This window comes from Pseudoflavonifractor hominis, from assembly GCF_014288125.1.
GTDB classification, from domain to species: domain Bacteria; phylum Bacillota; class Clostridia; order Oscillospirales; family Oscillospiraceae; genus Pseudoflavonifractor_A; species Pseudoflavonifractor_A gallinarum.
The window spans coordinates 1-12,587 of the sequence record NZ_JACOPR010000006.1 but is presented as its reverse complement, the minus strand read 5'-3'; the positions used below and the strand labels follow the sequence as shown (position 1 = coordinate 12,587).

The following is a 12,587-nucleotide window of genomic DNA, read 5'->3' as shown; positions in this document are numbered from 1 at the left end:
ATGCGTTATGAACAACCAGGTCAATCACAACATCAAGTGCTCCGTCTCCAGCTGTGCGCATCACTGCGAGCAGAACTGCTGCACCCTCAACGAGATCAAGGTGGGCTGCTGCGGCGCCGCCGCTCCCAAGAGCTGCGACTCCACCGAGTGCGCCTCGTTCCAGCTGCGCAGCAGAGGCTGAGGCCGCTGAGTCCGGAGGCTGCTCCGGCCTGACGCAAACGTCCCCGGTTCCCACACAATGGGAACCGGGGACGTTTCTACTTATTTTTCCGCGCCGCGGCGCAGTCCGTAGATCATCTTCTGCCGGGTGCAGATAAAGTTCTTTTCGTGCAGCGCAATGGAGAGGAAGTCCGAGTGGGGATGCTCCTCCGCACCAAAATGCAGAAACGCACCAAACCCCACCTGTCCTGCGGCAAACACGGTGGAATAGTTCATAAACATCTCATCCATAGCCTCAATGCTCATGAGATAGGTCATATAGGAGGGGGACTCCACCATCACACGCTCCATCCCCAGGTACTTGAGTACCTTCAGCATGGCAAGCCCGTCGGTAACCGCTCCCGTTCCCGTGGCCAAAACGATTCGCTCTCCGGATGCGGCGGCCGCCTGTACCGCGTCCACGTCCACCTCTTCCGCGCTGGTGTAGGGCCCCAGTGCCCGGAAGCTCCAGGGACAATGGGCCCGGACATACTCCAATCCATCCGGAGAAGTCGCCACCACCACAGGGGCGTCCACATCAAAGAGCATATGGTCAAAGAGAAGATCCGTGCCGTCAAAAGAGACCACGATATGGGCCGGACAGTAGTGCTTCATCCCCATCTGCGTGGTGCGCAGGCTGGCAAGCTCCTCATCAAAGCAGTTGGCCCACATCACCTCGTTGGTATGCAGTGTCCGCGCCCCGATGATCACGCCATCCGCATAGAAGCGCAGCATATTCAGTACCCAAAAGTCGGCCAGCGCCCCATCGGGGTCCCGGAAATTATTTCCCGCAATCTTTTCGCCATGCCGGTCGTCGGTAAAGGAAATCTTTCCGTCCACCGACTCTACAATCGAGGCAAACAGATAGGGCCGGTCTGCGGGCGCCGGGGGAAAATACACATCGCTATACACCTGACGAATTTTCTCCGGCGTGGGTGCGTCGGGGGAAATGGCCCGAATGGCTGCCAATGCCTCTTCATCACGCATCAGGGGTGTCAGCCGGATCTGCTCTACCGGGAAATCCATCGTTACAAACTTCTCCATCTACCGTTTCATCCTTCCGCGCTTAAATTCCGCAAATCATTTTATTTTTGCGGTTATATTTTGATTTTATAGCATAAAATTCAGGTTTTCAACGCATTAGTAGTACTAATGAAAATTTTTCCAATTAAAACAGGCAAATAAATACGACCAGCCCCGGACAATCGTCCGGGGCTGGTCGTACAAATTGCAGATTTTACTCCGCTGCCTCAGGCTTGGCAGCAGCGGGGGCCGCCTTGGGGGCGGCGGGCTTCACCTCGGGGACCTTTCCGTCCACAGTGATGAGCTTGCGGGGACACTTCTGGGCGCACAGGCCGCAGCCCACGCACTTGTCATAGTCAATGACAGCCAGATTCTTGTCCACGGTGATGGCTTCCTTGGGGCAGGCCTTGGCGCACAGACCACAGCCGATACAGCCGTTGTCGCACACCTTGCGCACGTCAGCACCCTTGTCCTTGGAGGAACAGGTGATGGCCACGTGGCGCTTGGTCTTGTAGGGAGCCAGCAGGATGATGTGGCGGGGACAGGCGTCCACGCACTTCTTACAGGCCTTACACTTCTCCTCGTCCACCTTGGCCACGCCGTCCACCACGTGGATGGCGTCAAAGGGACACACGGCCTCACAGGTGCCGAAGCCCAGGCAGCCGAAGGAGCAGCCGGCAGGGCCGCCGCCGGGCAGGCGGGCGGCAGCAGCACAGTCGTGGATACCCACATACTCGTACTGCTCGTGGCCACGGCAGCCGCCGGTGCACTGCACTTGGGCAATCATCTTGGCGGAGGCCTCAGCCTTCACGCCCATGATCTCGGCGATCTGGACCGCCACGGCGTCGCCGCCGGCAGCACAGCAGTTGGTGGCAGCCTTACCAGCCACCACGGCAGCGGCATAGCCGCTGCAGCCGGGATAGCCGCAGCCGCCGCAGTTGGCGCCGGGCAGGCAGGCAGAAATGGCCTCTTCACGGGGGTCCTTCTCCACGGCAAAGGCCTTGGAGGCATAGGCCAGGATCAGACCGAAGATCGCGCCCAGCACGCCGAGCACGACAACAGCAGCAATAACAGTGTTCATTCTTTCCAGCCTCCCTTAAAATACCTTCAGGCCGGAGAAGCCCAGGAAGGCCAGGGCCAGCAGGCCGGCGGTCACCAGCGCGATGGGGAAGCCCTCAAAGGCCTTGGGGCACTCGGCAAACTCCAGCCGCTCCCGCACGCTGGCGAAGAGCACGATGGCCAGCAGGAAGCCCACGCCGCCAGTGACGCCGTAGACCAGGCTCTCGATGAAGCCATAGCTGTTCTGGGTATTCTGGAGCACCACGCCCAGCACGGCGCAGTTGGTGGTGATGAGGGGCAGGTACACGCCCAGAGCCTCATACAGAGAAGGCATAGCCTTCTGGAGGAACATCTCCACGAACTGCACCAGGGAGGCGATGACCAGGATGTAGGTCACGGTCTGCATAAAGACCAGATTGAACTTCTCCAGAATGAAGTGGTTGATGGGCCAGCACACGGCGCTGGCCACGCCCATGACGAAGATAACGGCCATGCCCATACCCATGGCAGTATCGATCTTCTTGGACACGCCCATAAAGGGGCAGATGCCCAGGAACTGGGCGAAAATGAAGTTGTTGACCAGAATTGCGCCCAGCGCGATGCCAAAGAGTTCGGTGAAACTCAGCATTACTTGGCCACCTCCTCTTTCTTGTCGCTGCCCTTCTTGGGCTTATTGAGGAAATACTGCATGGCAGCGATCACCACGGCCAGGGTCAGGAAGCCGCCCACGGGCAGGATCATACCCAGTGCGGGGATGCCCTCCGGAATGAGGCGGATGCCGTCGCCGCCGTTGAGGATGCCGCCGCCGAAGGTGCCGTTGCCCAGGAGCTCACGGACCACACACATGATGACCAGGATCACCGTGTAGCCCAGCCCCTGGAAGATACCGTCCAGGGCGGAGGCCGCCACGCCGTTCTTAGAGGCGAAGGACTCGGCACGGCCCAGGATGATACAGTTCACCACGATCAGGGGAATGAAGAGGCCCAGGTTCTCCGACAGGCTGGGGAGATAGGCCTTGAGCAGCAGGTCCACGATGGTCACGAACCCGGCGATCACGACGATGTAGCAGGCGATACGCACCTTGCTGGGGATGATCTTACGCAGCAGGGAGATAACGATATTTGCGCAGGTCAGGATGACCAGCACCGAGATACCCATGCCGATGCCGTTGAAGAGCGTGGTGGTGATCGCCATGGTGGAGCACATGCCCAGGAGCTGAACGGTGACGGGATTCTGATAAATCATGCCGTCCAGAAATTGCTTTTTCACATTCATTTACAATACCCTCCTTAGCCCAGGCTGGCGGCGGCCGCCAGCGCGCTGGTGACGCTCTCGCACACGCCGCGGGAGGTGATGGTGGCGCCGGTAAGGGCGTTGATCTCGCCGCCGTCCTTGGTGACGGAGACCTTGCCGCTCTTACCCACGAACTGGGCCTGCCAATCCGGCTTGCCGGCGTTGGAGCCCAGACCGGAGGTCTCACCGGTCTCAACGATGGAGATGCCGGTGCAGGTGCCGTCGGTCCCAACACCAACCATCACGCTCAGCGTACCGCTGAAGGAGGTGGCGGGCTTGACCTGGACCACATAGCCGGCGTCGCCGGCCTGGTACACGGCCTGCACGGTGGAATCTTCTCCGGTGTACTCCACGGGGGTGTAGACGCCGTCCTCCGTGGGGAGCACGGCCTGCATGGCCTCCGCGGTCTTTTTCTCGGTGTTCAGCTTAATCTGAGGCGCGGTGACCATATTGACCGCACCCAGCAGCAGGGCGGTGATCAGGCTGATAGCGGTCAGAACCACAACCAGCATGGCCAGGCTCGGCTCTTTCTTTTTGTTCATCACGATCTCGCTCATTTCGCCGCGCCCTCCTTTGCCTTGGCCTTCATTTCCTTGGTGACGCCGAAGCGGCCGGGCTTTCCGGCCTTATCCAGCAGCCACACGCAGATGTTCATCAGCAGGATGGCGTAGCTGACACCCTCGGGATAGCCGCCGAAGTAGCGGATGAAGATGGTCAGCAGGCCGCAGCCAATGCCGAAGTAGATCTCGCCCATCTTAGTCACGGGGCTGGTCACATAGTCGGTCGCCATGAAGAAGGCGCCCAGCATCAGACCGCCGCCGCACAGGTTGTAGAGCATCCAGTCCACCCGGGCAATGCCGCCCTGGGGGAAGAGGAAGCAGAGCACCGCCACGGTGGCGAGATAGGCCACGGGGATGCGGGCGCGGATGACGCCGCGCCAGATGAGATAGATGCCGCCCAGCAGCAGGAGCAGCGCGGAGACCTCACCCAGGCAGCCGCCCACGTTGCCCACAAAGAGGTTGGCCAGGCCGTCGGCAGGCAGGGTGTGCACATTGGTGCCGGTGGCCACATCCAGATGGGCGTGCAGAGAGGCCATGGGGGTGGCGCCGGTCACCGCGTCAGCGGCGGAAAAGACGCCCGCCCAGTTCTTCACACCGGGCAGCACCCAGGTGGTCATGGCGATGGGGTAGCACATCATCAGGAAGGCACGGCCGCCCAGCGCGGGGTTCATAAAGTTCTGACCCAGGCCGCCGAAGAGCTGCTTGACCACCACGATGGCGAAGAAGTCGCCGATCAGGAGGGTCCAGTAGGGCAGCGTCACGGGGCAGACAAAGGCCAGCAGCACGCCGGTAACGGCGGCGGAGAAATCTCCGTTGGCCGAGGGCTTTTTCAGGAGCTTGCGGTAGCCCCACTCGAAGAATTCACAGCCCAGCACCGACACCACGGTCATGGTCAGGGCGCGGGGACCAAAGACATACACCGCCATACACAGGGCGGGAACCAGAGCGATGAGCACATCCAGCATCAGCCGGCTGGTGTTCACCGGGGAACAGACATGGGGGGAGGAAGCCACGGAGAGCTTCAGATTCTTGGTGTCAATCATGCTTTCTTAGCCTCCTTCTCTGCCTCGGCCTTACGCTTCATGGCCAGGGTACGGATCTCGAACTTGGCCATCCGGAAGGACTGGACCAGGGGCACACGGGCAGGGCAGATGTAGTTACAGGAACCGCACTCGATGCAGTCCATCAGGTGCAGGCCCTCGGCCTCATCCCAGCGGCGCTTCTCAGCATACAGGTGCATGTACACAGGGGTCAGGTGCATGGGGCAGACGTTGACGCAGCGTCCGCAGCGGATGCAGGTGGGATTCTCCACATGCTCGGCCGCCTCGGCCTTGGTCATGCACAGCACGCCGTTGTTGCCCTTGATGGTGCAGGCGGACAGGTCGTAGGCGGCAATGCCCATCATGGGGCCGCCCAGCAGGACCCGGTCGGGGGTCTCCTTGAAGCCGCCGGCCTCTTCCACCAGGTGCTCAATGGGGGTGCCGAAGGGCACCAGCACGTTGCGGGGCTCAGCCAGAGCGCCGCCGGTGAGGGTGACGATGCGCTGGGTGAGGGGCTTGCCCTCCACCACGGCGTCATACACCGCAGCGGTGGTGCTGGCGTTGAACACGGCGCAGCCCACGTGGGCGGGCAGTCCGCCGGGGGGCACCTCGCGGCCGGTGATGCGCTGGATGAGCTGCTTTTCTGCGCCCTGGGGGTAACGGGTGCGGCACACCACGATCTCGATGCCTCCGTCCGCCAGGCTCTTCATCTTCTCAATGGCGTCGGGCTTGTTGTCCTCAATGCCGATATAGGCCTTGTTCAGGTTGAAGGTCTTCATCAGGATCTTCAGGCCCTTGATGATGCGCTCGCCATCCTCCAGCATGAGCCGGTGGTCGGAAGTCAGATAGGGCTCACACTCCGCCGCGTTGATGATGAGCGTGTCCACCTTGCCGATGCCGGAGCTGATCTTCACGTGGGTCGGGAAGCCCGCGCCGCCCATACCGGTGATGCCGGCCTCTTTGACGATGTTGATGATCTCGTCGGTGGTCAGCTTCTCATAGTCGGGATGGGGGGTCAGCTCGGAGCCAAAGGTATTCTGGAAGTCGTTCTCGATCACGACCGCCATCACCTTGCCGCCGCCGCAGTAGGGACGGGGCTCAATGGCCACGACCTTGCCGGAGACGCTGGCATGGATGGGCGCGCCCAGGCCGGTCACCTCCGCGATCTTCTGACCGACGGTCACCTGATCGCCCACCTTCACCACAGGTGCGCAGGGTGCTCCCACGTGCATGGACATGGCCAGAGCCACCTGAGCCGGGGCCTTGCGCAGCGGCTCGACTGCCTTGGTACAGGTCAGCTCCTTGTGCTCGTTGGGATGCACGCCGCCATAAAAGGATAATTTCATAGGTCCACCTCACAAATCAGGCCCCTCCCGGGGCCAGTCTCGGACGGAAACTGTGGCACGTTTCCGCCGCTCTCTTTTCCGTGCGAAACCGCACTTTCAAACAGATACTATCATATCGCAGCCAGCCGAAAAAGTCTAGTGATTCCGCAAAAAAATTACGCTTTTTTCTATAAACCATTCAGTTTATCCTTATATCACTTTTTTTCGTTCGAAAATATCGCCTCTTTTTTCCGCCAGAGGTCGATCTTGGCTTGCTTTTCTTTCCATTTTCACTATACTTTAAAGCGCTAGTGCGCTGTCTTTGTAAAAAACCACAGTTGACAAATGTCCGTCTCAGGAGTATTCTTATCATAATTTCACTCTCCGCCGCAGAGGCCTCGTTCCAGGCTTCCGTCGGGCGGAAATTATGAATCGTCAAAGGCGATGACTGGGCAAGTAGAAGCGGTGGAAATGCGCAGAGAGGGAGCGGATGGTGTAAGCTCCCGGGACCGCCGCACCTCGAACATCACCCAGGAGCAGCGGGTTGAACCCGGGGACATACCCCGCCAGTAGGCTCTGCCGGTTTCCCCTCCGTTAGCGGGGCAGCAAGTGCGCGGGAGCATGGCTTCCGCGAATTAAGGTGGTACCACGGAGTATAGCGGCTTCGTCCTTTCAGGACGAGGCCGTTTTGCGTATATAGACCAGTATGAAGGAGGCCCTAGACCTATGAGAATGAAATGTTCCCAAATTCTGATGGAGTGTCTGCTGGAGCAGGGCGTGGATACGGTATTTGGCTATCCCGGAGGCACGATCCTGAACATCTATGATGAGATGGAGCTGCACGGATACAAGAACAAGATCCGCCATATTCTGACCGCCCATGAGCAGGGCGCCTCCCACGCCGCCGACGGATATGCCCGCTCCACCGGCAAGGTGGGCGTGTGCTTTGCCACCTCCGGACCGGGCGCCACCAACCTGACCACCGGCATTGCCACCGCCTACTACGACTCCTCTCCGGTGGTCTTTATCACCTGTAACGTGGTGGAAAGTCTCATCGGCAAGGACTCCTTCCAGGAGGTGGACATTACCGGCATCTCCATGCCCATCACCAAGTGCAACTACCTGGTCAAGGACCCGGACCAGCTGGCCGACGTGGTGCGGGAGGCCTTTGCCATCGCCCGTTCGGGCCGTCCCGGCCCCGTGCTCATCGACATTGCCAAAAATGTCACCGCCTCGGAGGCCGACTATGAGCCTCTCCCCGTCTCGGAGCACGGCCGCCACGGCCGCCTGGGCGCCATGCTGCGCCGCTCCAGCCACGACCTCAAGACACCTGAGCCCGACTATGGAGACATTGAAAAGCTCCTCTCCATGATCGAGGAGGCCAAGCGTCCCCTCATTCTGGTGGGCGGCGGCGTCATCCGCTCCAAGGGCGCGGTGCCCGAGTTCCGCAGATTCTTTGAGCGTCTGGGTGCGCCGGTGGCCTCCACCATCATGGGCGGCGGTGCCTGTCCCGGCAACCACCCCCTCTTTACCGGCATGATCGGTATGCACGGCTCCCATGCGTCCAACATCGCCTCCAGCCAGTGCGACCTGCTCATCGCCATCGGCTGCCGGTTCTCCGACCGGGTGGCCACCGATCCGGCCACCTTTGCCAGCCAGGCCAAGATCGTACATATCGACATCGACCGGGCCGAGATCGACAAGAACGTCCAGACCGACCACCACATTATCGGCGACGCAAGACGTGTGCTGGAACTGCTCAATGAAAAACTCCCCGCCCACGACTATCCCGAGTGGAAGGAGTTCGTCTTCTCCCACAAGGAGGTCCCCTTTGTCCAGGACGGTATCCTCCACCCCCACGAGATCCTGGAGACCATCTCCGATGTCACCGATGGCCAGGCCATCATCGCCACCGACGTGGGCCAGCATCAGATGTGGTCGGCCCAGTACTATCACTTCTCCCGTCCCGGCCAGCTGGTTACCTCGGGCGGCTTCGGCACCATGGGCTTTGGCCTGGGGGCCGCCATGGGCGCCAAGGTGGGAAATCCCGACCAGACCGTGGTGCTCTGCACCGGCGACGGCTGCTTCCGCATGAACTGCCACGAGCTGGCTACCGTGGAGCACTACCGCATCCCGGTCATCATTGTCATCTTCGATAACGGCACGCTGGGCATGGTCCGCCAGTGGCAGCACCTCATCTACGGGGAGCGCTACTCCCAGACCGACCTGGACCGCGGCCCCGACTTTGTCAAGCTGGCAGAGGCCTATGGCCTCCGCGGCGCCCGGGCCAAGACCCAGGCAGAATTTGAGGCCGCCTTGCGCACCGCCGTGGACAGCGGTGAGGCCTGGGTCATCGACTGCGCCATCGACAAGGACGCCATGGTCCATCCCATGGTGCCCGGCGGCGCACCCGCAACCGAATTTCTGCTGGATTAAAAGGAGGGGAACGCCATGAAATCCAATCCGATCACGATAACCCGCCACACCCTGTCGGTCCTGGTGGAGAACTCCGCCGGCGTTCTCTCCCAGGTCTCCCGGCTCTTCTCCCGCAAGGGCTACAACATCGAATCCCTGGCGGTGGGCACCACCGATGACCCGGCAGTCTCCCGTATCACCATTGAGGTCATGGGGGACGCCAAGACCATCGAGCAGGTCATGAACCAGCTCAGCAAGCTCTTCTGCGTCTACTCGGTGCAGGAGCTGCTGCCCGAGCGCTCCATCCGCCGGGAGCTGGTCATGTTCAAGGTCAAGGCCGAGACCCCCGACATCCGCAACGAGATCATCCAGATCGCCAACATCTTCCGGGCGTCCATCATTGACGTCTCCCTCAAATCCCTGACCCTTGCCCTCATCGGTGATGAGAACAAGGCCGAGGCCATGCAGGGCCTGCTGGAGGCTTTCGGCATTCTGGAGCTGGTCCGTACCGGCATGGTGGCGCTGGAGCGTGGCGCCTACACCATCAGCGACGACAACAAGGAAAAGGCCGAGTTCAACCTGGGCAAGAATTTCCTGTAAGGGCCACCAGCCCCCCGACAGGGGCCAAGCGTTTCGCACGAAAAACATGGGCCTTAGCAAATTCCACAGAGGCCTCTGTGTTTTCATATATAGATATTTCTTTCTTCAAGGAAAGGGGGAGATCAGGTATGAAATTGTATGAAAACAAGTTCCTGTCAACCAAAGGGAGGGTTTTCATCCGTTAGCCCTCCCGCTGTAAAGGAGGAAATATGGACTGTATTACCTTACAGGAAGTTGATGAATCCAACTTTCTTGCCTGCTTTTCCCTGAAATTAGATGCCCAGCAGGAGAAATTTGTATCCCACCCTATTCGGAGTCTGGCCCAGGCGTATGTATACCGCAAGCAGTGTACTCCTTTTGCGGTCTGCCGCGCCGGTCAAGCGATCGGATACCTGATGGTCATCTATGACTACGACGAAGAGGCTTACTTTATTTGGCATCTAATGATTGATATCCAGTACCAGGGCAGGGGCTATGGGCGAGCGGCCATGGAGTCGGCACTCGATTATATCCGTTCTAAGCCCTTTGGAGATTCCAACATCGTCCGGCTGACCGTTAACCCGGAAAATTCCGCCGCCTGTCATCTGTACCAGACCCTGCATTTCTCTGCTACCGGCCGGGCAGACGAGGATGAGATCGAGCTGGAACGAGTACTGGATTGACTTCCGTGCCCTGCAGGGCACGCCCGCATTGGGGATGCCGCCCAAATCTTTTCCGAGATTGTAACCTAGTTATCATTCTTTTTTCCCCATTCATGGTATCATAGGAACAATAATAATCCACCTCAAACCAAAAGGAGTGTATGATCATGGCTAAGATGTATTACGAGAAGGATTGCGAACTCAGCTACCTGGACGGTAAGAAGATCGCGATCATCGGTTACGGCTCTCAGGGACACGCCCACGCCCTCAACCTGAAGGATTCCGGCTGCGACGTGTGCGTGGGCCTGCGCGCAGGCTCCAAGCGCTGGGCCGAGGCGGAGAAGGCCGGTCTCACCGTTAAGACCATCGCCGAGGCCGCCCAGTGGGGCGACATCGTGATGATCCTCATCAACGACGAGGTCCAGGCCGATGTCTACAAGAGCGAGATCGCCCCCCACATGACCGAGGGCAAGGCCCTGGCGTTTGCCCACGGCTTCAACATCCGCTATGGCCAGATCGTGCCTCCCGCCGGTGTGGACGTCTTTATGGCTGCCCCCAAGGGCCCCGGCCACACCGTCCGCTCCCAGTATGTGGCCGGCAAGGGCGTGCCCTGCCTGGTGGCTGTGGAGCAGAATGCCACCGGCAACGCTCTGAAGCTGGCTCTGGCCTACATCGCGGGCATCGGCGGCGCCCGTGCCGGCGTGATGGAAACCACCTTCCACGATGAGACTGAGACCGACCTCTTCGGTGAGCAGACCGTCCTGTGCGGCGGCGTGGTGGACCTGATGCGCTGCGGCTTCGAGGTGCTGGTGGAGGCCGGCTACGAGCCCGAGAACGCCTACTTCGAGTGCATCCACGAGATGAAGCTCATCATCGACCTCATCAACAAGGGCGGCGTGGGCATGATGAACTACTCCATCTCCGACACCGCCGAGTACGGCGAGTATGTCTCCGGTCCCCGTGTCATCCCCCACGAGGAGACCAAGGCCCGCATGCGCGCGGTTCTCTCCGACATCCAGGACGGCACCTTCGCCGGCAAGTGGATCGCCGAGAACAAGAACGGCCGGACCTTCTTCAACTCCAAGCGCGCCCTCCTCAAGAAGCATCAGATGGAGGTCGTGGGCGAGGAGCTGCGCAAGAACATGATCTGGGGCGGCGACCAGGATCTGGACACTGCCTCCAACTAAATCCCATCATAACAACAAGCCCGGAAGGCCATTGGCCTTCCGGGCTTCTTTTTGTATGCGGCTCCTTATCGAATGTCTGAGATCCCAAGCACTTCTTTTGCCGCCTCTCGATCTGCGCGCTTCACATAAATCCGATAGCGGTAGCTGTTGTCCTCAAACAGGGTGCCGCAGGACGGTCTTGTTCCTCTGTTGAGGACTGACGGAGAACTTCTGTTGATCGTTTTCACGGTGCACTCGATCTGATTCTCCCGCAAACGGGAGGTAATGTCCCGACATTCTTCCATGGTAAAGCAAGAGGTCAATTCACAGCGATTCCATACCATGAGCATAGCAATCCTCCCTCCGGATATGACTCGTCCTCTCCTCTGCCAGCTGCTTCTGTTTTGACTCAAATTTAGGTTCTCTGGATATTTTTATTTTAATTTAAGTTCGATTTCTTGTCAATTACCCTTTGGAGAGGCCTTCTGGGCTTTCCGTCACTCCAATGGTAATTCTATTCGTATCGTTTGCCCACGATGGTCGCCGCCAGGAGCATGCCCAGCATGGCCGCCAGGGCCAAAAAACGCTCCCCCTGTCCGGCCAATCCGGGCCACAGATGCCGGAGCCCCCACCACAGTGCCGGAAAAAGGACCAGCGCCCCCAGCAGCCACCCCCGCATGGCGTTCAGAATATGGGGCCAGTTGCTGTTATGAAAGCGTACTCCGGGCAGATTCATCCGGAAAGGCCCGTCGCTGTAACTGCTGATGCGGTTCTGATCATAGTAGGCAGGCAGCTGCTCCTTTGCGCCAAAGCACAGATAGGCTCCAAAGAGAAGGGAGAGCAGTTCCACCAGTATCACCGTGTCCTCCAGATCGGTCCAGCCATACCCACCCCTTGTCAGCAGGAGCACGGTCTGCACCAGTCCGGCCAGCGCGCAGAGGACAAAAGCCAGCTGCCATCTCCTCCGGCGCTGCGCACGCGCGCTCTGTTCCCCCTCACTCAGACGCAGGGAGGCGTTCACCAGAGCCTCCACCTCCTCCACCGGAAGCTCCCTTGTCTGGTTCCGTTCCCCCCGGAGCAGCTCGGTGACGCTCACCCCCAGGCAGTCGGCCAGCGGCAGAAGGAGCGTCACATCGGGCAGGCTCAACCCGGTATCACATAGTTAAAAATATTGGTGTCATTTAATCAATTTTGCCGATAAAGCGGTAGAAGATTTCTACCTCCTGTTCCCGGCTTCCGTCCTCACCTTTGACCGCTTCATGGACAA

At 59.7% G+C, this 12,587-nt stretch carries 15 protein-coding genes and 1 other annotated feature; of the genes, 5 read left to right on the top strand and 10 right to left on the bottom strand.

The features are described 5' to 3' along the window. Window positions 1-7 precede the first annotated feature (7 nt). Window positions 8-181, top strand: coding sequence for a DUF1540 domain-containing protein (locus H8S34_RS10195; protein WP_101691546.1), 174 nt, complete (start codon window positions 8-10; stop codon window positions 179-181). Between the two features lie 80 nt (window positions 182-261). Here H8S34_RS10195 and H8S34_RS10190 read toward each other — a convergent pair whose 3' ends face one another. The 7 genes from H8S34_RS10190 to rsxC form a co-directional block, all read right to left on the bottom strand. Then, a complete protein-coding gene (locus H8S34_RS10190; protein ID WP_186963919.1) occupies window positions 262-1,242 on the bottom strand; it encodes a pyrimidine reductase in 981 nt (326 codons plus the stop codon). Window positions 1,243-1,435: 193 nt separating this feature from the next. Beyond that, window positions 1,436-2,302, bottom strand: a complete 867-nt coding sequence (locus tag H8S34_RS10185) for an RnfABCDGE type electron transport complex subunit B (RefSeq protein ID WP_186963918.1) — start codon at window positions 2,300-2,302, stop codon at window positions 1,436-1,438. A 15-nt stretch (window positions 2,303-2,317) separates the two neighbouring features. Beyond that, window positions 2,318-2,908 carry an electron transport complex subunit RsxA gene (rsxA, locus tag H8S34_RS10180; RefSeq protein ID WP_207724952.1) on the bottom strand — a complete coding sequence of 197 codons (591 nt, stop codon included), beginning with the start codon at window positions 2,906-2,908 and terminating at the stop codon, window positions 2,318-2,320. Further along, a complete protein-coding gene (rsxE, locus tag H8S34_RS10175; RefSeq protein ID WP_186963917.1) occupies window positions 2,908-3,555 on the bottom strand; it encodes an electron transport complex subunit RsxE in 648 nt (215 codons plus the stop codon). The genes rsxA and rsxE overlap by 1 nt, the downstream gene beginning before the upstream one ends. A gap of 14 nt (window positions 3,556-3,569) precedes the next feature. Beyond that, window positions 3,570-4,130, bottom strand: a complete 561-nt coding sequence (locus tag H8S34_RS10170) for an RnfABCDGE type electron transport complex subunit G (RefSeq protein ID WP_186963916.1) — start codon at window positions 4,128-4,130, stop codon at window positions 3,570-3,572. Beyond that, window positions 4,127-5,176, bottom strand: a complete 1,050-nt coding sequence (locus tag H8S34_RS10165) for an RnfABCDGE type electron transport complex subunit D (protein WP_101691551.1) — start codon at window positions 5,174-5,176, stop codon at window positions 4,127-4,129. Before H8S34_RS10165 ends, H8S34_RS10170 begins: the two co-directional genes overlap by 4 nt. Continuing rightward, window positions 5,173-6,519 carry an electron transport complex subunit RsxC gene (gene rsxC / locus H8S34_RS10160; RefSeq protein ID WP_186963915.1) on the bottom strand — a complete coding sequence of 449 codons (1,347 nt, stop codon included), beginning with the start codon at window positions 6,517-6,519 and terminating at the stop codon, window positions 5,173-5,175. The genes H8S34_RS10165 and rsxC overlap by 4 nt, the downstream gene beginning before the upstream one ends. A gap of 414 nt (window positions 6,520-6,933) precedes the next feature. Further along, window positions 6,934-7,173: a binding site (T-box leader), on the top strand. Between the two features lie 51 nt (window positions 7,174-7,224). On the opposite strand from rsxC, the gene ilvB reads away from it, so the two are divergent. The 4 genes from ilvB (at window position 7,225) to ilvC (ending at window position 11,341) form a co-directional block, all read left to right on the top strand. Beyond that, complete coding sequence (gene ilvB, locus H8S34_RS10155) at window positions 7,225-8,934, top strand: biosynthetic-type acetolactate synthase large subunit (protein ID WP_101691553.1); 1,710 nt, start codon at window positions 7,225-7,227, stop codon at window positions 8,932-8,934. Window positions 8,935-8,949: 15 nt separating this feature from the next. Beyond that, complete coding sequence (gene ilvN / locus H8S34_RS10150) at window positions 8,950-9,513, top strand: acetolactate synthase small subunit (protein ID WP_101691554.1); 564 nt, start codon at window positions 8,950-8,952, stop codon at window positions 9,511-9,513. 209 nt (window positions 9,514-9,722) lie between these two features. Beyond that, on the top strand, window positions 9,723-10,175 hold the full coding sequence (locus H8S34_RS10145) for a GNAT family N-acetyltransferase (protein WP_186963914.1): 453 nt from the start codon (window positions 9,723-9,725) through the stop codon (window positions 10,173-10,175). A 146-nt stretch (window positions 10,176-10,321) separates the two neighbouring features. Beyond that, window positions 10,322-11,341 carry a ketol-acid reductoisomerase gene (ilvC, locus tag H8S34_RS10140; protein ID WP_186963913.1) on the top strand — a complete coding sequence of 340 codons (1,020 nt, stop codon included), beginning with the start codon at window positions 10,322-10,324 and terminating at the stop codon, window positions 11,339-11,341. Between the two features lie 65 nt (window positions 11,342-11,406). On the opposite strand, the gene H8S34_RS10135 is transcribed toward ilvC, so the two are convergent. From H8S34_RS10135 to H8S34_RS10125, 3 genes are all read right to left on the bottom strand, one after another. After that, window positions 11,407-11,670, bottom strand: coding sequence for a hypothetical protein (locus H8S34_RS10135; RefSeq protein ID WP_186963912.1), 264 nt, complete (start codon window positions 11,668-11,670; stop codon window positions 11,407-11,409). A gap of 164 nt (window positions 11,671-11,834) precedes the next feature. Next, window positions 11,835-12,467 (bottom strand): hypothetical protein, encoded by a 633-nt coding sequence (locus H8S34_RS10130; protein ID WP_186963911.1) that lies wholly within the window; start codon window positions 12,465-12,467, stop codon window positions 11,835-11,837. A gap of 34 nt (window positions 12,468-12,501) precedes the next feature. Further along, a partial coding sequence (locus H8S34_RS10125) for a DUF4368 domain-containing protein (RefSeq protein WP_176850317.1) occupies window positions 12,502-12,587 on the bottom strand: 86 nt, incomplete at its 5' end.

Bases quoted from the DNA above. Each gene is read 5' to 3' on its own strand.
- H8S34_RS10185 (WP_186963918.1), bottom strand. From the start codon at position 2,302: ATGAACACTGTTATTGCTGCTGTTGTCGTGCTCGGCGTGCTGGGCGCG.
- ilvB (WP_101691553.1), top strand. From the start codon at position 7,225: ATGAGAATGAAATGTTCCCAAATTCTGATGGAGTGTCTGCTGGAGCAG.
- H8S34_RS10145 (WP_186963914.1), top strand. From the start codon at position 9,723: ATGGACTGTATTACCTTACAGGAAGTTGATGAATCCAACTTTCTTGCC.
- ilvC (WP_186963913.1), top strand. From the start codon at position 10,322: ATGGCTAAGATGTATTACGAGAAGGATTGCGAACTCAGCTACCTGGAC.
- rsxE (WP_186963917.1), bottom strand. From the start codon at position 3,555: ATGAATGTGAAAAAGCAATTTCTGGACGGCATGATTTATCAGAATCCC.
- H8S34_RS10165 (WP_101691551.1), bottom strand. From the start codon at position 5,176: ATGATTGACACCAAGAATCTGAAGCTCTCCGTGGCTTCCTCCCCCCAT.
- rsxA (WP_207724952.1), bottom strand. From the start codon at position 2,908: ATGCTGAGTTTCACCGAACTCTTTGGCATCGCGCTGGGCGCAATTCTG.
- H8S34_RS10135 (WP_186963912.1), bottom strand. From the start codon at position 11,670: ATGCTCATGGTATGGAATCGCTGTGAATTGACCTCTTGCTTTACCATG.
- rsxC (WP_186963915.1), bottom strand. From the start codon at position 6,519: ATGAAATTATCCTTTTATGGCGGCGTGCATCCCAACGAGCACAAGGAG.
- H8S34_RS10195 (WP_101691546.1), top strand. From the start codon at position 8: ATGAACAACCAGGTCAATCACAACATCAAGTGCTCCGTCTCCAGCTGT.
- H8S34_RS10170 (WP_186963916.1), bottom strand. From the start codon at position 4,130: ATGAGCGAGATCGTGATGAACAAAAAGAAAGAGCCGAGCCTGGCCATG.
- H8S34_RS10190 (WP_186963919.1), bottom strand. From the start codon at position 1,242: ATGGAGAAGTTTGTAACGATGGATTTCCCGGTAGAGCAGATCCGGCTG.
- ilvN (WP_101691554.1), top strand. From the start codon at position 8,950: ATGAAATCCAATCCGATCACGATAACCCGCCACACCCTGTCGGTCCTG.